Genomic DNA, 23,285 nt, shown 5'->3' with positions numbered 1-23,285 from the left:
ATCCTAGATCAAAATACATTCCTTCTATTCGAATTTTGAGCGCTGATTGTGGATTAATGGAGGATTCAAATCGTCCTCGAAAAATAATTATTACTCCATCCCTTATGAAAATTTGAGGATTATCATATTTTTGTTGACACACACCCTTACACTTATGAGAACTTTCTTATCGGGCTTTGCCTTATTGTATTTATTAATATGGAATGCATTGAATGCACAGGATGGCGTTGCATTGGATTCAGAGCCAAATTGGATGGATGCGGAAGCCGCCGCACTGTGGAATGAAGAGATTCCAGAATCTGTAACATTTACAGAACTCGTAAAAAAACCAATCAGTGTTTCCCACTGTAGTCTTGAAAATCTGGACCCAATTTCCTGGCTAACCGAGGTTGAAAAAAAATCAATACTAGCGTATTTCAAAAATCACAGTCCTTTGAAATCTTTATTGGAAATTCAAAGCATCCCTGAAATAAGTGTGGAAAAAGCGCGGCTGCTTATCCGTATATTCAGCTTAACAGACCAAGGAAATTCAGGATCATTTTGGCATTCCTTTCTTAAAGATGGCAGGTCACAGTTCACTTTAAGATGGGGAAAATCCATCCAGTCCACTAGTGACGATAGCAAGTACAACTCATCGACAAAAGAATATTTCGGTTCAGATGACCAGTTGTTTATACGATTGAAACATTTCAAATCCGGTTACTTTTCCTATGGTCTGGTTGCTGAAAAAGATGCAGGGGAAGAAGTATGGACAACAGGTAAAAACACGAGAGTAGATTATCTCTCCGGTCATATTTTTTTAGAACATATTTCAAAAAGAGTGGAAAAGATTGCGCTTGGCGATTACCGTTTGCGCATTGGTCAAGGACTCATCCTGGATAATGGATTTCAGAAAACTGGTGTTTCAGATTTTGGATCATTGGTAAAGTCATCAGAATTTCTTGTTCCGTACAATTCAGTCCAGGAGAATCAAATGTTGCGTGGAGCAGCCATTAAATTAAAACTCAGTAGCCCATTAAGTGTAAATCTCTTCGTCTCCAAATCTAAGATTGATGCAAACATTTCAAATCCGGACACCGCAGAAAATTCAATTTACCCTGAGACCTTTACGAGCATTCTTACCTCCGGACTTCACCGCAATGAGGCAGAAAATGAGGATCATAATGCCCTGGACATATTACAAACAGGGACACAAATCAATTTTCTTCATCGGAATGGAAATGTTGGATTTGCTAGTGTTTTTACAAAATATGGAAAGGAAAAACTCAGCAATGGCATCCCTTACCAATTGTTTCAACAGGACAAATCAAAGCAATTGTACTTCACGGCATTCTATCAGCAACAGTTTAAAAACACCATGTTTTTCGGCGAGACTGCAACGGACCAAAACATGAATCTTGCAACGCTTAATGGATTTCTCATAGGTTTGGCAAAGCAGGCGAATGCAGTTTTTGTATATCGAAATTTCAGTCCATACTTCCACACGCACCAAAGTCAGACCATGTCGATCAACGGTAAAAGTCAAAATGAAACAGGTTTATTCAGTGGCTTGAATCTGATGTTTAATCACAACATCCAATGCAATATTCACTTTGACAATTGGCAAATACCATGGCTAAAATCAAGATCAGACCTCCCATCAACCGGAAAAGAATGGGCGGTCAGAATTCAATATAGCATACGAAAAAAATGGTTGATGTATGCACAGATAAGCAACAGAGAGAGGCAGGAAAATCAAATCCAATCAAAGGAAAATGAATTAGCTTCCATTCAAAATCAAAACCTAAGAATTCATCTTGAGCAAAAACTAAGCAGTGACTGGACCTGGAGATCCAGATGCGAATGGCATACATTTTGTAAAAATAAATCCAGAGATCAAGGCATGCTGATTTATGTTGATCTGCTGTACAAGAGCCTGGAGCAGGCCTTTTCAGGAAATGTGAGGTGGTCTATTTTTGATACAGATTCTTACAACAGCAGAATATATGCTTATGAAAATGATGTTCTCTATGCGTATTCCGTCCCTTCAAATTCTGGAAAAGGATCTATGTTTTATCTAAATTTAAGGTACAAGTCGATAAATAATTTTACAGTAGAGCTTAGGTTCTCCTACAGATATCAATACCCGCATTTACTAAATACCGGATCACAGATATCAGCTGAAACACCCAGTCAGAAAGGAATTCGCCTTCAATTAAATTATTCTTTTTGATGACTCAAATGGATATGGATGCAGTTTACCGACTAAATTATTGCGTATAAAAACACAAATCATTTCCACATGCTGTGTCCTTTCCACAAAAACAAATGAAATAATTCATCAAAAATTGAAAATGAAAATCTTTTCAGGACAACAGAATTGAATATTTTGCATCAATTAACAATATTTTTTAAAAAAACAAGTCATTTTGTGTAAAAAAATATTAAAAAATATTTGCATATATAAAAAATGTCATACCTTTGATATGATAATTGTATCAGTGGATGCAATTTTTTTTAATTTGAAATTTAATTTTGTTAACTAAATTGATTAAACATGGCAACTACAAGTAGTGCAAAAAAGTCAACAGGTAAAAAAGCTGCTGCTAAAAAACCTGCTGCAAAAAGCGGAAAGACAGCAACAGCGAAGAAAACTGCTGCTAAGAAAACTACTGCAAAAAAGGCAACTGCTAAAAAAGCAGCTCCTAAAAAAGCAACTGCTAAAAAAGCAGCTCCTAAAGCAGCCGCTAAAAAAGCAGCTCCTAAAAAAGCAACTGCTAAAAAAGCAGCTCCTAAAAAAGCAACCGCTAAAAAGGCAGCTCCTAAAAAAGCAACTGCTAAAAAAGCAGCTCCTAAAAAAGCTACCGCTAAAAAAGCAGCTCCTAAAAAGGCTACTGCTAAAAAAGCAGCTCCTAAAAAAGCTACTGCTAAAAAGGCAGCTCCTAAAAAAGCAACTGCTAAAAAAGCAGCTCCTAAAAAAGCTACCGCTAAAAAAGCAGCTCCTAAAAAGGCTACTGCTAAAAAAGCAGCTCCTAAAAAAGCTACCGCTAAAAAAGCAGCTCCTAAAAAGGCTACTGCTAAAAAAGCAGCTCCTAAAAAAGCAACCGCTAAAAAGGCAGCTCCTAAAAAGGCTACTGCTAAAAAAGCAGCTCCTAAAAAAGCTACCGCTAAAAAAGCAGCTCCAAGAAAAAGAACAGCTAGCCGTGGTAGAAAAAAAGCTGAAGTTGTAACTCCAGTTGAAGTAACTGAAGTAATGACTCCAACTATGGAATCTTAGGATTTTCAAAAATCTTTATAAAAACTCCGCTCCCTTCAGGAAGCGGAGTTTTTTTTTGACTAGAGAACACTTTTTAAAACCAAGCTTGTACTTGTTGCGTCATGATGTATATTTGCATTAGGCTTTTAATATATTTTCTTTGCTAAACGATTAAAACAAACCCATGCAGGTAGCTACACAAATCCAACCCAACGAGTCTATTCAGGATACCTTTCCAATATTAGGTACAGACCATATAGAGTTTTATGTTGGCAATGCCAAGCAGGCAGCTCATTTTTACCAGAATGCATTTGGATTCGAAATGGTTGCTTATAAAGGTCCTGAAACCGGTTCAAGAGATTTGTGTTCCTATGTACTGCAGCAAGATAAAATAAGATTTGTTTTGACTTCGGCCTTCAGACCTGACCATGAAATCAGTAAACATGTAAATCTTCATGGAGATGGGGTTAAAGTACTTGCATTATGGGTGGATGACGCAAAGAAATCTTTTCATCTGGCGGTTGAAAAAGGGGCAGAAATTGCATTTGAACCGCAGACTTTTAAAGATGAATTCGGAGAGGTTGTAATGGCCTCCATTAAAACATATGGTGATACAATACATACCTTAGTCGAACGAAAAAATTATAACGGCCCCTTTTTACCCGGGTATGTAGCCAAGTCCGGATTAAAACATGTTATTACCACCGGCCTGAAGTACGTTGATCATTGTGTAGGTAATGTGGAACTTGGCGAAATGAATAAATGGGTTCAATTTTATCAGGAGGTTTTAGGATTCAAACTCTTAATCACTTTTGATGATAAAGATATCTCTACTAAGTATACCGCACTGATGAGTAAAGTAGTGTCCAACGGTAATGGATACATTAAATTTCCGATCAATGAGCCTGCACAAGGATTAAAAAAGTCTCAAATTGATGAATACCTTGAGTTCTATAATGGTGCTGGTGTGCAACATATCGCTATAGCAACGGACAATATTCTACAAACAGTAGGAATGCTTCGCGAGAATGGAATAGATTTTCTGTATGTACCTGAAATTTATTACGATGATGTAATGGATCGTGTAGGGCACATAGATGAAAATCTTGAAGACCTCAAAAAGTTAAACATACTTATTGATCGTGATGAGGATGGCTATTTACTTCAAATTTTTACAAAACCTTTGCAGGACAGACCTACGGTGTTTTTTGAAATAATTCAACGCAAAGGTGCAAAATCCTTTGGCAAAGGAAACTTCAAAGCTCTTTTCGAAGCTATTGAACGTGAACAGGAAATCAGAGGAAATTTATAAGCAGATCGAATTTCAAAAAAATATTTGAATGGCCTCCATCCTATTGGTCATCAAAGACTTCTTTGGGTTTTCCAAATTCTATAATACATAAATAATGCTACAGCAGTACTGACAAGCATTAATGATACTCGAAAAGTGCCCATTTGGTGACCACTTTCCATACTATTCTTCAATGGCAGCAATAGGGTAATAAAAATAATCCCTGTGACCCCAAAAACAATTTTCAAAAATTTATGAGGATCATTTAATAAGGGTCGGTGAAAAAACGACAATAATATTCCTAATGCCGGAACTATCAAAGTGTGATTATCTCTTCCGGATGCTTGAAAACTCCATAGGCCCAACATCACCAAAGCAACTGCAAGAAATAAATTAATCCTGTATGGGTACATTATGAATAAACTTTAATTTGACAAACTATTCATCTTCATCTTTCTTGGGAGGTCTGACCTCTTCGTATATTTCGTCCTCTTCCCCCGTACTGCTGTTTGGCAGAATGCTGTTATCCATGTTTAATGAATTCATCATGGATTTAAATGTCTCACAATTTAACTCAATGCCTATGTCTCCCTTAGGACGAACAAATTCTTGATCAGTCTTAAAATCAGCCTCCGGCGTTTCTTCTAACTTATGCATAAACTTCATAAAAAAGGGCTTCGCCATTACAGATCCCTGACCATTCTCCAGAGATAAAAAACGAATCCAGGGATCTTCTCCACCAACCCAGGTACCCACGACCAGATTTGGCGTAATCCCCATAAACCATCCATCCACATAGTCATTTGTTGTTCCGGTTTTACCGCCTACAGGTGATTTCAATCCATATACTTGACCTGATTTTCTCAACAGGTCAACCATGACAAAATTATAATTAGGCGAAAGCGCCAAATTCCTTACAGCTGAATTGCGATAAATCACTCTTCCTTCTTTATCTTCTATCTTAGACACAAAGTATGGCTTTACATACTCTCCATTATTAGCAAAGGTGGTATAAGCACCGGTCATTTCATAAACTGAAAGATCTGCAGAGCCCAATACTATGGAAGGCCATCTTGGGATCAGCAATCCACCATCTCTTCTTTTTGCAGTGCTGTCAATACCCATGTTATGGAGTAATCCACGGATGGGTTCAACGCTTCCCAGAAGAATAACAAGTTTAACCGTAATTGAATTTTTAGAATAAGCCAAGGCCTTATACAAATTGTAATTTCCACCGGTAAAAACTTCGGCGTTTCCCGGTGACCATGCTTCCGGTAAATGAAAGTTAGGATCATTTGCGGGAATGGTGTACTGCACATCCTGAAATTCGTTGCATGGGGAAATATTTTGGAGTGCAATTGCGGTGGCGTATACGAACGGTTTAAAAGTAGATCCGACTTGCCGTCTTGAATTGACGTGGTCGTATTTGAAATATTTAAAGTTGGTTCCACCAACCCAAGTTTTAATTTCTCCGGTATGCGGATCCACACTCATCGATCCAATCTGTAAATGCTTACGATGATATTTTATGGAATCAATAGGCGTCATTTTGGCTTTCTTTTCATCGCCTGTTACATAATCATAGATGTTCATTTCAACCGGTGTTGTCATTTGAATTCGCATGTCTTTTTCAAATGATGACCACAGTTTCTGTATCATTGGCCATTGCTTGCTTTCAAGAATTTTCTTAGAAAATTCGTATTGTGTTTTGGTAAGTTGCTTCTTATTGTACTCTTCCTTCAGAAATCCGGGTTTCAATTTTTCGTTAATCAATCTCTGAATGGTTCTGTCGGTAACATCGACCTTGCCAATTTCAGCTTCCAGCTGTGCGATTATTTTGCCATAATATTTATTCCATACGAATTGATAACGATCTGTTTCCCGAACCAGGTTATTCAGTGCATCTTTTCTGATTCGCTTCATGTTGTCATTATCGTCTTCCACTTTTTCCCAAGGATCCTGATTACTCCAAACATTAAAATATGCTTTTTGGACATTGACCATATGTTCTCTTGCGGCTTCTTCTGCGAGCCTTTGGTAAACAGGATTTATGGTTGTGTAAATTTTTAAACCATCCTGATAGATATTGTATTTTTCTCCATTGGGTTTTAAATATTCTTCCTGATCGAATAAATCTTTAAGCCATTTTCCTAATTCAATTCTGAAATGAGGCGCAATTCCATCCAGATGAGTTTCCCGTTTAAACAAGGATACGTCAAGTGGCATTTTTTTATAAGCCTCCAATTGCTTACTACTTATGATGCCTTTTTGTTCAGTAAGCGCCAAAACTGTATTTCTTCTTTCCTTGGCGAGATCCGGAAATTTTTTTGGATTATACAGTGTAGGATTTTTCAACATGCCGACCAACATGGCGGCTTCATCTAACCTAAGATCCTTTTGGTCTTTGCCAAAATAAGTTTTTGCGGCAGTTTGTACACCATGCGCTTCATAGATAAAATCAAACTTATTAAGATACATGGCCAGAATTTCTTCCTTGGTATATCCTTTCTCTAATTTTACAGCCGTCAACCATTCTTTGAGTTTTACGCGCACCATCATCATGGTACGAACCACCTTACTTTTACCTTTCAGATTTGGACGTTCAAATAAAAGCTTTGCCAACTGTTGGGTAATCGTACTTCCACCACCGGACTCTTCTTTACTCAACAAAAGGGTTTTAAAAAATACTCTTATCAATGCCCAGGAATCGATTCCGGAATGTTTGTAATACCTTGCATCTTCGGTAGCCAGAAGACATTGAATTAAATAAGGATTTAAACTATCATACAATAAAAACTCTCTGTTCTCATTGTAAAACTTGCCCATCACAGAAAGATCATTTGAATATATAAGACTTGCCTGATTGTAATTGGGATTTTCCAGTTCTTCAAAAGTAGGAAGATTATCAAAAGAAATAATTAGAATGAGCAAATAGGAAAACAAAATAATGGCCAGTAACATTTTCCATAGAAAGCCAATAAACTTTCTGAACCAGGGCTTATCGTCCCTGGATTCTCCATTGTATATTTCAGTGAGACTAAACTCACGAATAAAAATGACCCAGCGTTTTTTAAAATTCTCCCACATTCAAATTAAAATTCAACTGCAAATTTCGTTTAAAAATTGCAGTCTTCCAAAGTTTTATTCACCATATCGGCATTCACTTCTACACCAAATTTCGGCAGCCCCGGACGTTCCAGTAAAGTCATAATGATTTTACCATGTTGATTTTTTTTATCCACTGACATCCATTTCAAAATTGTAGGAAAGTCTTCTGGTTCTGGTCTCCACTCTCCAATAAATGGTAACATCATCTCTTTAATTTGTGGAAACCACTGAGGTCTCCAAGTAAACTTCTGGGCTGAAAGCCAGGATTCATAAATAATCCCAAAGGCTACAGCTTGTCCATGTAACAGCTCATCTGTACTATCCAACAACATCCCTTCTAAGGCATGTCCAAAACTGTGTCCAAAATTTAGGATTTGTCGTAAGCCGGTTTCGTAAAAATCTTTCTGCACAATTTCCATTTTAAAACGGACAGATTTTCTGATCAGTTCGGGTAGGATTTCTCTGTCCGGCAATCCCGGTCTTTGTCTGAGTTCTTCCCAGAAAGGAGGATCCTGAATCAAGGAGTGTTTGATTATCTCTACGAATCCATTTTTTAATTCTGCCTCCGATAGCGTATTTAAAAAAGCCGGTTCAATCAATATAGCTTTTGGTAATTTGAAAAGACCTATTTGATTTTTGAACTGCATGAAATTAATCCCGGTTTTTCCGCCTAAGGCTGCATCTGCCATACCCATCAAACTGGTGGGAATATAAATACAATCGATTCCTCTTAATAAAACGGAAGTACAAAATCCGGTAAAGTCCGTAACAACACCACCTCCAACTGCCAAACAGACAGTCTTGCGATCTACCCCATTTTCCAAAGCAAAACGCCAAAAACGTTCGCATTCGGCAAGACTTTTGGAATGCTCTCCAATGGGCAATTCAAAAATCAAGGGATTCTCTAAGTTTAATTGACCCATCATAAAAGGCAGACAATGCCTACTTGTATTGGCGTCACAAACAATCAAAATCCTGGAATATGAAGTCCTGGATAATATGGAAGACAGCCGTTCCCAGGGTTGTTGAAAAAAAATTAAGCTATCCGCAAATGGTGTACCTGACATGTGTTTGGATTAGGGCTGCAAGGTAAGGTTTTGAAAGTTCTTTGAAGGCAGAAAACGGAAATCTATTTTCTAAGAATTTTCATTGGATCAACATAGTTAACTTTAAGCTTCAACTTGAGTTTTGACTCAAGATTAAAATACATTCTGTTCTCTATGAAATAAAAATCTCTGATGTTGAAATCTTCCAACTCACCATTCATGTTTAATCCATGTACCAATTCCTTGTCTTCCAGAAGTGTTTGAATAGATTTTTTATAATCCATCAGCATTTCATTCAATTGTCCTTCAAGGGTATTTTTAATTTTACTTTCTGCTATACCTTTAACTAGAGAAAAAATTGCTTTATTGATTGATTTTCCATTTTCTACTTTAAGGTTTAGTTCTTTTAGTTCTATTTGTTTATTTTCCTGATTAAATGCAGGAACAAAGGTCATCAGAAATCTACCATTGAATGCACCTGATGAGTTAAATCGTACGGACACCTTTTCTTCTAAACCGGAAAGTTGCAGTGAAGTAATTTTTATTCTGGCCATGCCTGAGCCGAATTCCTGATTTTCAACTGATTCTTTAGTCAGAATTTCAAGGTAATTTACCGGAATTCTGGATTGCAAATAAAACAAGCTGCTTTCTTCTACATAAGGTCGCATTGAAAATGTGAGATCGTTGTATAATTCATCCGGTTTACTTTCTGCAATAACGTTTTCGAGATAGATCAGTACCGGCAAGGAAATTTCGTTGTTTCGATAACTAGCCGGCCCCAAAGCCAGTTCTACCGGACTGGAATATACGTGAATGATGTTATCCTCTGTTGAATAAAAAGGAGTTAAAAAAAACTGTTGTACAGATTTTTTAATTTTACTCAGATCAAGATTTTTGACCAGTGTTTGATCCAGTTTAGAGCACAATTCAGATTTGTATCTTTTGACGATCTGATTGGCAATTGGTTCTATCGGGATTGGAAGTCCGTACACTTTCAGAACCGGTTTTTTCAACCATCGATATTCGATTAAATCCGTTCTGCTTAAAATCTGGTTGTTAAAAATATCTAATTTGTTGACAAGATTAAGTTCCAACTGTCCAATTGCTTTCACCTGACTTATTTGTGAGCGGGGCTGAATCTCCAAATCGATTGGAAGTGTAAGATGGATGGTGTTGTCTACCGCCTGTACTTGCATTTGGCTGGCTAGTCTGGCTTTGCATTTATACCCATCTTCCAAAACAAGTCCATCTCCGATGGTAGAGTTGACCAACTCATTCACTACCCGATTCAATTCATAATCAGAAATGCTTATGTTGAAATTAACAGCTGATATAGGAATTCTTTTCAGATTCATAATCTGTTGTGGATCTTTAACCGGTGGAGCCATTTTTTTACTGCAGGACCACATAAAGAAATTCAAACTCATGAGGCCCAACCAAAAAATAAAATTGCATGTGTTGTTTGTAGGCAAGACTGACTTTTTCATCATGTACCTTATAAACTAAGTAAACCTGATAAAATTGTATAACATGTGAAACCAAGTATAAAATCTTCCTTTACAATTTTAGATCTGCAGGGTTATAGGCTATGGATTTCAATACTTTTCCATCTTCTTTTCGGTATACAAGGAATTGGGATCCTTTGGTTTTGATTTCTGACACAGTGCCCTTTTCACTAAAATATTTTTCCTGGGTTGCGAGGGCTTCTTCATAAGTATTACATGCCTTACTCATATTGGATCTTTGCACCTCATCAAAAAGTTCTTTGAATTTACTTGCCAGACCAAATTCCAAAATGGCACCCGACAATACATATTGCAAATCGCACAAAGCATCTGCAATTTCCCTGAGATCATTTGTTTCAATTCCTTCGCGTAGCTCTCTAAGTTCCTCTTCCAAAAGTGCCAGTCTTAAATTACACCTTTCTAAAGATGGTATCGCAGGCTCTGTCAAGACAGGCATATCAAACAAATCATGAAAGTCTGCTACATCGTTGAGCGCCTGGGGTTCCTTAAAATTCCTTTTGTTCATCTCCATACCAATTTACCTGTAAAATTACATATTTACCTTATATATATATGAAATAACTGAATATCTGATGGCGCAAGGATAGAAATTTCCCTTTGGTAACAATTTGGTCACATTGATTTAACATAGAGTTATTGATAAGTTAATCTTCGCAAAATGCCCACTGGCAGGCCTCTTCGTATCTTTGCAGGGTAAATAATTTGGAATAAAATGTTGAAATGTAAATTGATTTTAATCCTGCTCATTACCACCCTGAGCATGTATGCACAAAGTGCAACCATTCAAGGAACCATCCTGGACAAAACTACAAAAGAGCCCATTATCGGGGCTACCATTATGGTGGAAGGCAGTCAAACAGGTACCACATCCGATTTTGATGGTAAATTCACTCTTCGAAATTTGACTGCAGGGAAGCTGACCGTCGCCATAAATTATATTGGCTATAAAAAAGTCACCAAAGAATATACTTTGGACAAGGATTCAAAAATTGAAGAATCCTGGGATCTGGAAGAAGAATCTACTGTTTTAGCCGATGTGGTGGTGATAGGAAAAGTAAACAAGCAAAATGCCTCCGCCATTACCTTGCTCCAACAAAAATCCTCCTCCATGGTGAGTGGGATTTCAAATGAAGATATTAAAAAGAGCCCGGACAGGAATACCAGTGATGTTTTAAAAAGAGTAAGTGGCGCAAGTATTCAGGAAAATAAATTTGTGATCATACGAGGACTTGCAGACAGGTATAACAATGCTCTGTTAAATGCAAATGTACTGCCAAGTACAGAACCCGATCGCCGATCCTTCAACTTTGACCTTTTCCCTTCGAGCGTGCTAACCAATCTGGTTATTTATAAAACCGCCACTCCGGACTTGCCGGGTGAATTTGCTGGAGGAATTGTTCAGGTGAACACAAAGGAGGTATCGGAAAACCCCTTTGTGGAAATGACAGTTGGCACAGGAATAAATTCTATCTCTACCTTTAAATCCTACAACTTTTACGAAGGGGGGAATACCGATTGGTTAGGGTATGATAAAACCAAAAGAAGTCTTGATCCGAATGTCACCAAAGAAGCTTTGAGTAATAATTCGACCAGATATGAAAATTCAAGATTGGTGGCAAATGACTGGAAAGTGAATAACTACAGTTCAATGATGCCTTCTCAAAATCTACAGTTATCGGCAGGGAAAAATTTTAATGTTTTCGGTAAAAAATTAGGCATCCTTGGCGCACTGAGTTACCAAAACACCAACCGAATTCTGCAGATTGAAAGAAACGACTTTAACATTGACAAGACTCAGCTTTATGCTTATCAAGATGCGCAGTATAAAAAGCAATACAACAACGCTGGATTATTGAATGCAACGCTCAGTCTAAACAGCAGAAATAAAATTTCTTTAAACAATTTGATGACCGTTATCGGTGACGATCAATATATTGAAAGAATAGGTCATGATATTGAACAAACACGTCAGATAAAGGCATATTCCATGCTGTATACCAGTACTTTCCTTTTCACGAATCAACTCATCGGTGAACATGAAATCAGTAAGTCCGGAACCCTTTTAAAGTGGGCTTTGTCCAGATCAGAAATCAATCGAAACACTCCATCGTACAGAAGAATGACTTACATTAAGAACGATGATGCCGAACCTACCGATCCATACTATGCATACATTCCCATTGGAGCACCTTCCCCTAATTACGCCGGAAGATTCTATTCAGATCAGGCAGAAAAACTGTACACCGGAAGAATAGATTTAAGTTTACCTATACGTGGAAATGATCAAAATCAAATCAAGTTTGGCGCATTTTCAGATATGAGAGACCGCAGTTTTGATGCCCGTGTTTTTGGTTATACTTATTCCAGAAATTATGTTGCACAGGAATTGCTTACCCAAGGAATTGGGGACATTCTAGATCACAAAAACATCAATGAAAACGGTTTTGTATTGAAAGAATCCACCAACCCAAATGATTCTTACGACGCTTCTTCTGCAAATATTGGTGGATATGCAATGTTAGACCATCATTTTTTTGGAGACAAGATCAGGTTTATCGGTGGACTACGCCTGGAAGCCTTCAATCAAAAATTGAACACTTATGAATATGGTGGAAGTCCTATTTCTATAAACAGTCAGGTTTATGATTTTCTTCCTTCCGTCAATTTGGTTTATAAAATCAACGAAACTTCCAATCTTCGATTATCCGGAAGTCAAACTGTGGTTCGACCAAACTTCAGAGAGCTTGCTCCATTCTCCTTTTATGACTTCAATTTATCCGCAGCAATTGTAGGAAATCCAAATCTTAAGCGTACTCAAATTATGAATTACGATTTAAAATTTGAGAAATTCTTTAGTTCAGGACAACACATCAGTGCCTCAGCTTTTGTAAAAAAATTCAAGAATCCTGTTGAGCAATTGTATGAGACATTAGGCGCAGGTACCAGAAATTTTCTCTTTACCAATGCAGATGCAGCTTCCAATTATGGTGTTGAATTTGAAGCACGTTATAATCTAGGACAAATAACTCCAAGCTTAAATAATTTTCAATTCAGAACTAATCTGGCCTGGATAAACTCAATGGTTGACTTAAGTAAATTTGCTGGTCAAAATCAGTCAGAACGCCCACTCCAAGGACAATCTCCATACCTGATCAATTTTGGATTATCCTATCAACATCCGGATCTGGGATTAGCAGTCAATATTTTGTATAACAGAATTGGAAGGAGAATTTGGTTAGTAGGAAGCAATGGTTATCAGGATACTTATGAGGCACCAAGAGACTTGTTTGATCTCCAGATTTCTCAAATGTTGGGCAAAAACTTTCAAATTAAATTTACGGTTTCAGATTTATTTAATCAACCGTTTACATTTTATCAGGATCAGAATGATTCCAAAAAATATGATGCAGACGACACTGTTATACTGCAAAATACTTTTGGCACAAACTATTCCTTAGGATTAACTTATACGATTAAGTAAGATACATTTCAACACTTTTTTTTAACGGTTGTCCATGCAGATGGGCAGCCGTTATTTTTTTTAAGATGAATTATTTTTTTTTTTGAAAATGTTAACTTCAAAATTGTTTCCATTAAAAGGCAATATTATTTCACACCACCCACCGTTTTGTAAAAATTAATATTGCAGAAAAGATTTAGTAACCATTTGGTAACACTGAAGACACAATTCCCGCATAGGCCTGTCGTAATTTTGCAGTGAAAAGATTGAGAATTTTAATTTATCTAAAAATCTATCTATGAAGAGATTATTACTTTTAAGTTTTATTTTTTCTGCTTTTTTACTGAATGCGCAAAATGTGATTCAAGTAAACGCAGACATTACCGGAAATACTACATGGGAATCCAAAAACATCTATGTGTTGACGGGGGCATCCTTTATTTATGTTAAAAATGATGCAGTATTGACCATTGAAGCCGGGACCATTATCAAAGGTGATCCTGCAGCATTAGTGATCACTCGTGGTTCAAAAATTATCGCAAATGGTGAAGCAGAAAAACCCATTGTGTTTACTTCAAATAAACCGGCAGGGCAAAGAGCTCCGGGAGATTGGGGAGGACTATTGATCTTGGGAAAAGCCAAAGTGAATTGTCCTGGTGGTGAATGTACAGTAGAGGGTGGTCTCGACCCAGTATTAGGAAAATACGGTGGACAGGACGATGCGGACAATTCCGGTACATTGCGTTATGTGCGCGTTGAGTTCGCAGGAATTGCATTCCAGCCAAATAACGAAACCAACAGTTTGACTTTAGGTGGAGTAGGATCAGGTACTACCATAGATCACGTGCAAACTAGTTTTGGTGGCGATGATGCATTTGAGTGGTTTGGTGGAACTGTAAATGGAAAATATCTCGTCGCTTACAAAACAGTAGATGACATGTTTGACACTGATTTTGGATTTACAGGAAATGTACAATATGGACTTGGGGTGAGCGATCCAAACCTCGCAGACATTTCAGGATCCAATGCTTTTGAAGCAGACAATGATGCACAAGGAAGTACAAATACTCCGATTTCCAGAGGAGTGTTCAGCAACATGACCATCATTGGGCCAAGACAAGATGCAAGTTCAACATTTAATACAAACTTCAGAAGAGGTGCACACCTAAGAAGGAGCACACAACAAAATATTGTAAACTCAATTATCTCAGGATTTCCAACAGGAATAAGATTGGAGAGTGCTAATTCTGAAAATTATTATTTGAATTCAAAAGAATTGCAATTGAGAAACAACATCGTTGCTTCCGTAGGAAAACTTTTTGATTCAACCTCTACTAATACACAAATTATCTCTGATTCATTCAGACTTCAAAACAGAGTTTTAAACACCTATGGAGAATTGAATCTGACAGCACCATTCAGTGCAATAGTTAACCCGGTTCCTGCAACTGGTTCACCTGCACTAAGTGGTTCAAGCTTTGCAGCTATGTCTGCATTTTTTGAAAGAACAAATTATGTAGGAGGTTTTGGTACAAGCAACTGGACCAATTGTTGGTGTGAGCAGGATCCTGTGAATGCAGATTATTCCAAATCCCCATTAGAATATATAGAGTCAGGAATAAACATCAATGCTCAAATAAATGCAGGTGAAGTTAAGTTTACCACATCGGCAACTTCTAATTATACCTATAGCTGGGTCTTTGGTGATGGTGGCACTTCCACAGAAGCCAATCCAACATACACATACAAAAAATCAGGAAAGTATACGGTAACTTTAACAGTTTCCAACTCTAGAGGTTGTACCAAAACCGTTACCAAAACGGTAGACATCATCACTCAACAAAATGTAATTTTGGTAAGTTCAGACATTACAGTGGATACCAAATGGGAATCCAAAAATATTTACGTACTTACCGGTACTGCATTCATCTATGTGAAAAACAATGCAACACTAACCATTGAAGCTGGAACAATTATTAAAGGAGAACCTGCAGCATTGGTGATTACCAGAGGATCAAAAATCATTGCAGATGGTCTTCCAAACAAACCAATTGTTTTTACATCCAATAAAGCAGCCGGCCAAAGAGCTCCCGGAGATTGGGGAGGCCTGTTGGTTCTAGGAAATGCTAAAGTAAATTGTCCCGGAGGAGAATGTACCGTGGAAGGAGGTCTGGATCCTGTATTAGGTAAATATGGAGGACAAAATGATGCAGACAATTCAGGTATCTTGCGCTATGTACGTATTGAATTTGCAGGGATCGCCTTTCAGCCCAATAATGAAACCAACAGCTTGACACTGGGTGGTGTGGGTTCAGCAACTACCATAGAACATGTACAAACCAGTTTTGGTGGTGATGATGCTTTTGAATGGTTTGGTGGAACAGTGAATGGAAAATATCTGATGGCTTACAAAACCATAGATGATATGTTTGATACTGATTTTGGTTTTACGGGAAATGTACAATATGCTTTGGGTATCAGTGATCCAAATCTGGCAGACATCTCAGGATCAAACGCATTTGAGGCGGACAACGATGCACAGGGTTCTACAAACGCTCCCCAATCACAATCCATCTTCAGTAATGTAACCATCATCGGCCCTAGAGAAAATTCAAGTTCCACCTTCAACACCAATTTCAGAAGAGGTATTCATCTTAGAAGAAGCACTAAAGAGAGTCTTGTCAATTCAATTATTGGCGGATTTCCGACGGGTGTAAGATTGGAAAGCAGCAACAGTGAAAACTACTTCTTGAATTCCAAAGAACTGAAATTAAGCGGAAATATTTTTGCATCAAACGGTAAATTATTTGACTCCACCTCTGTGAACACAAAAACCATCTCTGATGAATTTGTAAAACAAAACAGAGTGTTGGCGACCTGGATGGAAACCGGTTTAACTGCACCTTATGCAGCTAAATCAAATCCTCTTCCCACTGCAAGTTCACCTGCATTAAGTGGTTCAGAATTTACAGGACTTCCTGCTTGGTTTGAGCGAACTACATTTGTAGGGGCGTTTAGCACAAACAACTGGACTGATTGTTGGGCAGAATACAATCCTGCAAATGCGGATTATTCTACTTCTCCATTAGAGTATTTTTCAGAAATCCTGAGTATAAATTCCAATGCGGTTAATGGCACTGTAGCTTTCGGTATCAACAATCCTGGAAACTACAGCTATAGCTGGGATTTTGGTGATCAATCTGCAAAATCTACCGTTGCGAATCCATCACATTCTTACACCACTTCTGGTAGGTTTACCGTAGTGTTAAGCCTTACCAACGACAGAGGTTGTGTAAAAGAATTAAGAACAGTAGTTGATGTTTTGACTGCAACCAATAACCCTTCAGATAACTCATCTATCGAAGTTCTTCCAAATCCCAATAATGGAAATTTCAGAATGCTGGTTCAATCTCCTTTCACCTCAGACATGAAAGTAGAAATTATTAACTCCATCGGACAGATTATTCGTACCCATACCACTAAAGTACAAGCCGGACAAGAAAGCTTTGATGTAAATTATCTTTCTAAAGGCATGTACACTGTAAAAGTGACTCTTGGATCTAAGCAGATGGTTAAGAAAATGCAGGTTTTATAAATTAGCTAATATGGTAAGAATGAAATTCTTGTAGTTAAGCATATTGTTTTTGTTGATATAGCTCATTGGCTTTTTAGCCAATGAGCTTTTTTTTTGAGGATTGGACATCTTCATTAACACATCAACATTTCCCATCATTAACTCATTAGCTAATTTTCAAATTAGCTAATTAATATTTATTCTTCTTTCATAAACGGATACTCGTAGGAAAGAGGAGGATCAAAATTTTCTTTGATGGTGCGCGGAGACACCCATCGGATAAGATTGAGTACGGAGCCTGCTTTGTCGTTCGTACCGGAAGCTCTAGCACCTCCGAATGGTTGCTGATCTACGACAGCACCTGTTGGCTTGTCATTGATGTAAAAATTACCGGCAGCATTTCTTAACACATGGGAGCTGTGCAGGATGACTTCACGTTCCTTTGCAAAGACTGCACCCGTCAATGCATAATCTGAAGTTTGGTCCACTTTATGAAGTATTTGATCATAATCTGCATCCTCATAAACATAGATGGTCAAAACCGGTCCAAATAACTCTTCACACAAGGTAACGTAATCAGGATTGGTTGTGAGGATGATGGTAGGTTCAATATAATAGCCGATGGATTTATCACATTTACCTCCGGCGATGATTTTGGCATCGGGAGATTTTGCGACATCGTCTATGTAAGATTTTAATTTGTCAAATGATTTTTCATCGATGACTGCGTTGATGAAATTGGTAAAATTTTCCGGACTTCCCATTTTCATGGAATCAAGATCTGCTTGCATGAAACCTTCAATTGCCGGCCATAGACTTTTAGGTAGATAGGCTCGGGAGGCTGCGGAACATTTTTGGCCCTGAAATTCGAAGGCGCCACGGGAAAGAGCCACTGCAACTGCTTTTGGATTGGCAGAAGGGTGTGCAACTACAAAATCCTTACCACCGGTCTCCCCTACCAATCTTGGAAATGAACGATATTTAGCAAGATTGTTTCCGATTTTTGCCCAGATATTTCTGAACACCCCGGTAGAGCCCGTAAAGTGCAATCCTGCAAATTCTCTATGTTCGAAGATGACACTTCCGGCAGTAGCACCATCTACAAAAACCAGATTGATGACTCCGGGAGGAAGACCTGCCTCCTCCAGAATTTCCATGATGAGTGAGGCAGAATAAATTTGCGTTTCCGCAGGTTTCCACACCACTGTATTTCCCATCAAAGCCGGAGCACAAGGAAGGTTACCTGCAATGGAAGTAAAATTAAATGGAGTCAGTGCAAATATGAATCCCTCCAAAGGGCGATATTCCAGCTTGTTCCACATCATGGGCATTGAATTAGGCTGGATTTCGTAGATCTGCTTGAGATAGGCTACATTGAATCTTAGAAAATCACAAAACTCACATACCGCATCGATTTCAGCCTGATAGATGTTTTTTGACTGTCCCAACATGGTCATGGCGTTGGTGCGGGCGCGGTAACGTCCAGCGATTAAATCTGCAGCTTTTAGAAAAATTGCAGAACGATCTCTCCAATCCATTTTCTCCCAGCCCTCCTTAGCCGTTAGTGCCGCGTCGATGGCAGCCTGAACATCTTTTGCAGAGCCTTTATAGTAATAACCAAGGGTATGACTTATTTCATGTGGTGGATGGATCCTTCTACGATCATCAGAGGCAACCTTTTGTCCATTGATGGTCATTTTGATATCCAGTTCTTTGGATTTTAATTCTGCCAATACTTTTTTTAGTTCTATTTTTTCCTTTGATCCAGGAGTATAATTCAGTACCGGTTCATTTTTAGGAACAGGAATTTGATTCATAAACGCATATTTAATTTGCCTGCAAAGAAACGACGCTTCCGGCAGAAAGCCATGAAATCAGCCTGAAATCAATGCTCGGTAATGGACATTCCGCTGATATCGTTCAGGATAAGCTGCGGAACAAAAGCACTGATGTCACCGGCTCCCAGGATCAGTTCCCGCACAATGGTTGAGGAAATATGGCTTAATTCGGGACGGGCGATAAAAAACACGGTATCCAACTGCTTCTCCACGGTGTGGTTGATTTGCGAAATGGTCCGTTCATAATCGAAGTCAGCTGCATTGCGAATGCCACGAATGAGATAATCAGATTCTATTTTTTGGCAATATTTGAGGGTAAGGCCCTGATAGTCGTCGACTTTTACCTTGGGCTCATATTCAAAAATAGACCTCAGCCAGGATTTCCTTTGCTCAAGTGGAAACAAGTATTTTTTTTGAGAATTCACACCGATGGCAATAACGATTTCATCAAAGAGTGGCAGAGCACGGCGCACAATGTCTACGTGTCCGATGGTGATGGGGTCAAAGGATCCCGGTAAGACCGCTATCTTTTTTTTCATATGGGCTAATTGGCTCAAAGCTAAGCATTCATCACCGTTCATACAAAAAACATGGTTTAAATGGTCCCTGGAGAGAAATTCAAAAATAATGATTGACGAACTACAAATTTTCCTTCAGGGGTTGAAAGCTGATTCTATAGGCTTCGTACAGGCCCTTAGTCGTGGTGGCTGGCAATTGGGTCATTTCAGACATACAGGAAATTCGAGAAGCCGGAATTTGTTTGGCCAATAATTTTTTAATGGCTTGTGCACGTGCCATACCCAAATTTTCATAAGGGCCGGAATATTGTTCCCGAGATTCATACAAACCCGTCACGACCGTCATCAAACCAGTTCTGGCCACCCGCATCAGAGAATCCCGATACAAATAAAATTTTGGGCTGGTGAGCACACTGTCAGAATCATAAGTAAAGAACACATATTGACCCTCCTCAAAGCGAATATGGGAGGGAATGGCTTGTAATTTTTTATCCGTGACAGTTCCGGATTGACAGGCGAAAACTGCCAACATGATGAGTAAAAAGAAACCTCCATAATTCCACAAATATTCCTTACTTAATTTTGGTTCACTCATCTTAGGCTTATTGTCCAACTGCAAAAATACAATGGAACCAAAACATAATCGGATTTTATAAAAATGAAATAAATGATGAAAGTCTTGCATTCCGGTTTTTGAAATTGTATATTTGAGATATCCTGAAAGAAAAATCAATCCCTAGAGAACAAGCATTTTCATCTATTTTAAAGTTAAACATTCAACATGGAAAAGGAATTTGACAAGGAACTCTTATTTACGAAAGATTTTCCAGAGCGGAACCGAAAGGCATTGGAAGAAGAAGTCGAATCCTATAAAAAACAGCCATTCACACGGAAACAGGTGGAGGAGCAAATCAAACGTATTTGCAAAAGAACAGAAGGGAGAAGGAGGGTATAAAAGCATACGAAACAGAAAAAGGCATTTGGATAGTTTTGAATTGCAGCAACTTAGAAATAAGTATATCTTTGAAAATCGTATGTTGACAACAACAGAAAACAGGTATGGATTCCCAACTCCGGAGATGTACACCTCCATTGAATACCCATTAAATTATCTACAGAACAAGTTGGATGCACTTCAAGAGAAACCAGAGGATGTGATTATTGTCTCTGTGGATTATGGAGATTGTTGGGCTTTGGAATCATTTAATTAAAATAATAAATTTTCAAAGGCTTGAGTTGGTGGGCGAAGCATCTCGTCCAGGATTGCTTTCACTTTTAAGAAAAACGTATCTTTGAAATATCAAACAAAATGACCACAATCGCAGCATTGCAGTTTTGATTTGCTTTCACTTTTAAGAAAAACGTATCTTTGAAATATCCATACATCCACGCACCACGCACCGAACATTGTTTTGATTTGCTTTCACTTTTAAGAAAAACGTATCTTTGAAATATCCGATCAAATTTGAGTATGAGAATGAAGGGGGTTTTGATTTGCTTTCACTTTTAAGAAAAACGTATCTTTGAAATATCCCTTTTAATTATCAACAAGACAGCACAAAGGTTTTGATTTGCTTTCACTTTTAAGAAAAACGTATCTTTGAAATATCCTTTACGATTGAGTATTTCGGGTGACGCTGTTTTGATTTGCTTTCACTTTTAAGAAAAACGTATCTTTGAAATATCAAATTTATGTGCTACGCGGACCAGGATACGTTTTGATTTGCTTTCACTTTTAAGAAAAACGTATCTTTGAAATATCTACCCTGGATAATTAAATCACACTGGCAGGGTTTTGATTTGCTTTCACTTTTAAGAAAAACGTATCTTTGAAATATCCTTGACCAATGGAAATGAAGAGGCATTAAAGTTTTGATTTGCTTTCACTTTTAAGAAAAACGTATCTTTGAAATATCTGCCCACCATAACACAAGATCCAAATGGAAGTTTTGATTTGCTTTCACTTTTAAGAAAAACGTATCTTTGAAATATCGGAGGTTACCTTACCATGGTTGATGATTTGTTTTGATTTGCTTTCACTTTTAAGAAAAACGTATCTTTGAAATATCGCATTCTGAAAGACCCTTCGCACCCAATTAGTTTTGATTTGCTTTCACTTTTAAGAAAAACGTATCTTTGAAATATCGAGGTTAGCGATTCGTTGCGGATTGCAGCAGTTTTGATTTGCTTTCACTTTTAAGAAAAACGTATCTTTGAAATATCTTACATTAATCGTTCTACTGAGGCAATCTGTTTTGATTTGCTTTCACTTTTAAGAAAAACGTATCTTTGAAATATCCAGTTGCAGTTTCAAACTTTCTTACATCCTGTTTTGATTTGCTTTCACTTTTAAGAAAAACGTATCTTTGAAATATCCAATAAGTTCATCATGAATATACCCGGTAAGTTTTGATTTGCTTTCACTTTTAAGAAAAACGTATCTTTGAAATATCAATATACAATGGAGAATCAGGAGCAGCAAGTTTTGATTTGCTTTCACTTTTAAGAAAAACGTATCTTTGAAATATCACACTAAGACGTAAAGTATTTGAAGAAATTGTTTTGATTTGCTTTCACTTTTAAGAAAAACGTATCTTTGAAATATCGATGGGGAAAGATGTACATGGACCACACCGGGTTTTGATTTGCTTTCACTTTTAAGAAAAACGTATCTTTGAAATATCTTAAAACTGATGAGGGGTGGAGTGAGTGCGTTTTGATTTGCTTTCACTTTTAAGAAAAACGTATCTTTGAAATATCATAAATCGCCTATTCTCCGACTTGACCAAGTTTTGATTTGCTTTCACTTTTAAGAAAAACGTATCTTTGAAATATCTGTGCGCAGCTGCTAATCCTCCTCCGGCAAGTTTTGATTTGCTTTCACTTTTAAGAAAAACGTATCTTTGAAATATCATTGTTTGAGCCTCCGTTTGCTGATTCTTTGTTTTGATTTGCTTTCACTTTTAAGAAAAACGTATCTTTGAAATATCGGCTTTGCGAATGAGCAACATCACCTTGAAGTTTTGATTTGCTTTCACTTTTAAGAAAAACGTATCTTTGAAATATCGGTCTTTTCTTCTTTAACGCAAGAAAATAAGTTTTGATTTGCTTTCACTTTTAAGAAAAACGTATCTTTGAAATATCTTAGTGGATCAGGAGGATATCCTTTTCCACGTTTTGATTTGCTTTCACTTTTAAGAAAAACGTATCTTTGAAATATCTAGAGCGATTGATATTTCCTCTACTTCAGGTTTTGATTTGCTTTCACTTTTAAGAAAAACGTATCTTTGAAATATCCAAAGAGTGTGTGATTCCAGAGGAGTTAAAGTTTTGATTTGCTTTCACTTTTAAGAAAAACGTATCTTTGAAATATCAAACCACAATTAATTACCAATCAAAACAAGTTTTGATTTGCTTTCACTTTTAAGAAAAACGTATCTTTGAAATATCAACACAATAAAATGACAATAAACTTAATAAGTTTTGATTTGCTTTCACTTTTAAGAAAAACGTATCTTTGAAATATCTTCAAGGTTCTGAAGGTCAAAATCAGTTAGTTTTGATTTGCTTTCACTTTTAAGAAAAACGTATCTTTGAAATATCATCAGCAATTCACAAGTGGTCACCATTTTGTTTTGATTTGCTTTCACTTTTAAGAAAACTTGAACTTTGTGGGTTTGTTTTGATTT

Annotated in this window: 15 protein-coding genes and 2 CRISPR repeat arrays; of the genes, 7 read left to right on the top strand and 8 right to left on the bottom strand. The window is 37.4% G+C overall.

Annotation, left to right across the window (positions count from 1 at the left end):
- The first annotated feature begins 154 nt into the window (after positions 1-154).
- The 3 genes from IPJ83_09735 (at position 155) to hppD (ending at position 4,547) form a co-directional block, all read left to right on the top strand.
- A complete protein-coding gene (locus IPJ83_09735) occupies positions 155-2,212 on the top strand; it encodes a hypothetical protein (protein ID MBK7880818.1) in 2,058 nt (685 codons plus the stop codon).
- Positions 2,213-2,536: 324 nt separating this feature from the next.
- Entirely contained in the window at positions 2,537-3,256 is a 720-nt protein-coding gene (locus IPJ83_09730) for a histone H1-like repetitive region-containing protein (GenBank protein MBK7880817.1), read from the top strand.
- A gap of 163 nt (positions 3,257-3,419) precedes the next feature.
- A complete protein-coding gene (hppD, locus tag IPJ83_09725) occupies positions 3,420-4,547 on the top strand; it encodes a 4-hydroxyphenylpyruvate dioxygenase (protein ID MBK7880816.1) in 1,128 nt (375 codons plus the stop codon).
- A 50-nt stretch (positions 4,548-4,597) separates the two neighbouring features.
- On the opposite strand, the gene IPJ83_09720 is transcribed toward hppD, so the two are convergent.
- The 5 genes from IPJ83_09720 to IPJ83_09700 form a co-directional block, all read right to left on the bottom strand.
- Complete coding sequence (locus IPJ83_09720) at positions 4,598-4,939, bottom strand: hypothetical protein (protein MBK7880815.1); 342 nt, start codon at positions 4,937-4,939, stop codon at positions 4,598-4,600.
- A 25-nt stretch (positions 4,940-4,964) separates the two neighbouring features.
- Complete coding sequence (locus IPJ83_09715) at positions 4,965-7,613, bottom strand: transglycosylase domain-containing protein (GenBank protein MBK7880814.1); 2,649 nt, start codon at positions 7,611-7,613, stop codon at positions 4,965-4,967.
- Positions 7,614-7,642: 29 nt separating this feature from the next.
- A complete protein-coding gene (locus IPJ83_09710) occupies positions 7,643-8,701 on the bottom strand; it encodes a 3-dehydroquinate synthase (GenBank protein ID MBK7880813.1) in 1,059 nt (352 codons plus the stop codon).
- A gap of 62 nt (positions 8,702-8,763) precedes the next feature.
- Positions 8,764-10,167: a DUF4403 family protein gene (locus IPJ83_09705; protein MBK7880812.1), complete on the bottom strand. Its 1,404-nt coding sequence runs from the start codon at positions 10,165-10,167 to the stop codon at positions 8,764-8,766.
- 70 nt (positions 10,168-10,237) lie between these two features.
- Positions 10,238-10,711 (bottom strand): nucleoside triphosphate pyrophosphohydrolase family protein, encoded by a 474-nt coding sequence (locus IPJ83_09700; GenBank protein MBK7880811.1) that lies wholly within the window; start codon positions 10,709-10,711, stop codon positions 10,238-10,240.
- 207 nt (positions 10,712-10,918) lie between these two features.
- Between IPJ83_09700 and IPJ83_09695 the strand changes: the two genes are divergently transcribed.
- A complete protein-coding gene (locus tag IPJ83_09695) occupies positions 10,919-13,687 on the top strand; it encodes a TonB-dependent receptor (GenBank protein ID MBK7880810.1) in 2,769 nt (922 codons plus the stop codon).
- 277 nt (positions 13,688-13,964) lie between these two features.
- On the top strand, positions 13,965-17,261 hold the full coding sequence (locus IPJ83_09690) for a PKD domain-containing protein (protein ID MBK7880809.1): 3,297 nt from the start codon (positions 13,965-13,967) through the stop codon (positions 17,259-17,261).
- Positions 17,262-17,437: 176 nt separating this feature from the next.
- Here the strand turns inward: IPJ83_09690 and pruA are convergent, their stop codons facing one another.
- The 3 genes from pruA to IPJ83_09675 all read right to left on the bottom strand — a co-directional run bounded on the left by pruA (position 17,438) and on the right by IPJ83_09675 (position 20,191).
- A complete protein-coding gene (pruA, locus tag IPJ83_09685; protein MBK7880808.1) occupies positions 17,438-19,072 on the bottom strand; it encodes an L-glutamate gamma-semialdehyde dehydrogenase in 1,635 nt (544 codons plus the stop codon).
- Between the two features lie 53 nt (positions 19,073-19,125).
- Entirely contained in the window at positions 19,126-19,617 is a 492-nt protein-coding gene (coaD, locus tag IPJ83_09680) for a pantetheine-phosphate adenylyltransferase (protein MBK7880807.1), read from the bottom strand.
- A 100-nt stretch (positions 19,618-19,717) separates the two neighbouring features.
- On the bottom strand, positions 19,718-20,191 hold the full coding sequence (locus tag IPJ83_09675) for a hypothetical protein (protein MBK7880806.1): 474 nt from the start codon (positions 20,189-20,191) through the stop codon (positions 19,718-19,720).
- 186 nt (positions 20,192-20,377) lie between these two features.
- Between IPJ83_09675 and IPJ83_09670 the strand changes: the two genes are divergently transcribed.
- Positions 20,378-20,551, top strand: coding sequence for a hypothetical protein (locus tag IPJ83_09670; protein ID MBK7880805.1), 174 nt, complete (start codon positions 20,378-20,380; stop codon positions 20,549-20,551).
- A 79-nt stretch (positions 20,552-20,630) separates the two neighbouring features.
- Positions 20,631-20,807, top strand: coding sequence for a hypothetical protein (locus IPJ83_09665; protein ID MBK7880804.1), 177 nt, complete (start codon positions 20,631-20,633; stop codon positions 20,805-20,807).
- Positions 20,808-20,928: 121 nt separating this feature from the next.
- Positions 20,929-22,663: a CRISPR direct-repeat array (repeat unit 47 nt; unit sequence GTTTTGATTTGCTTTCACTTTTAAGAAAAACGTATCTTTGAAATATC).
- 30 nt (positions 22,664-22,693) lie between these two features.
- Positions 22,694-23,199: a CRISPR direct-repeat array (repeat unit 47 nt; unit sequence GTTTTGATTTGCTTTCACTTTTAAGAAAAACGTATCTTTGAAATATC).
- Between the last annotated feature and the right edge of the window lie 86 nt (positions 23,200-23,285).

This window comes from Candidatus Vicinibacter proximus (assembly GCA_016713905.1).
Lineage (GTDB): Bacteria > Bacteroidota > Bacteroidia > Chitinophagales > Saprospiraceae > Vicinibacter > Vicinibacter proximus.
The sequence above is the reverse complement of the archived record's forward strand: the minus strand, read 5'-3'. Positions and strand labels throughout refer to the sequence as shown.

Excerpts from the sequence above, each read along its gene's own strand:
- IPJ83_09730 (MBK7880817.1), top strand. The coding sequence starts at position 2,537 with ATGGCAACTACAAGTAGTGCAAAAAAGTCAACAGGTAAAAAAGCTGCT.
- IPJ83_09690 (MBK7880809.1), top strand. The coding sequence starts at position 13,965 with ATGAAGAGATTATTACTTTTAAGTTTTATTTTTTCTGCTTTTTTACTG.
- hppD (MBK7880816.1), top strand. The coding sequence starts at position 3,420 with ATGCAGGTAGCTACACAAATCCAACCCAACGAGTCTATTCAGGATACC.
- IPJ83_09665 (MBK7880804.1), top strand. The coding sequence starts at position 20,631 with ATGTTGACAACAACAGAAAACAGGTATGGATTCCCAACTCCGGAGATG.
- IPJ83_09735 (MBK7880818.1), top strand. The coding sequence starts at position 155 with ATGAGAACTTTCTTATCGGGCTTTGCCTTATTGTATTTATTAATATGG.
- IPJ83_09675 (MBK7880806.1), bottom strand. The coding sequence starts at position 20,191 with ATGAGTGAACCAAAATTAAGTAAGGAATATTTGTGGAATTATGGAGGT.
- IPJ83_09700 (MBK7880811.1), bottom strand. The coding sequence starts at position 10,711 with ATGAACAAAAGGAATTTTAAGGAACCCCAGGCGCTCAACGATGTAGCA.
- IPJ83_09720 (MBK7880815.1), bottom strand. The coding sequence starts at position 4,939 with ATGTACCCATACAGGATTAATTTATTTCTTGCAGTTGCTTTGGTGATG.
- IPJ83_09695 (MBK7880810.1), top strand. The coding sequence starts at position 10,919 with ATGTTGAAATGTAAATTGATTTTAATCCTGCTCATTACCACCCTGAGC.
- IPJ83_09670 (MBK7880805.1), top strand. The coding sequence starts at position 20,378 with ATGGAAAAGGAATTTGACAAGGAACTCTTATTTACGAAAGATTTTCCA.
- IPJ83_09705 (MBK7880812.1), bottom strand. The coding sequence starts at position 10,167 with ATGAAAAAGTCAGTCTTGCCTACAAACAACACATGCAATTTTATTTTT.
- IPJ83_09710 (MBK7880813.1), bottom strand. The coding sequence starts at position 8,701 with ATGTCAGGTACACCATTTGCGGATAGCTTAATTTTTTTTCAACAACCC.
- coaD (MBK7880807.1), bottom strand. The coding sequence starts at position 19,617 with ATGAAAAAAAAGATAGCGGTCTTACCGGGATCCTTTGACCCCATCACC.
- IPJ83_09715 (MBK7880814.1), bottom strand. The coding sequence starts at position 7,613 with ATGTGGGAGAATTTTAAAAAACGCTGGGTCATTTTTATTCGTGAGTTT.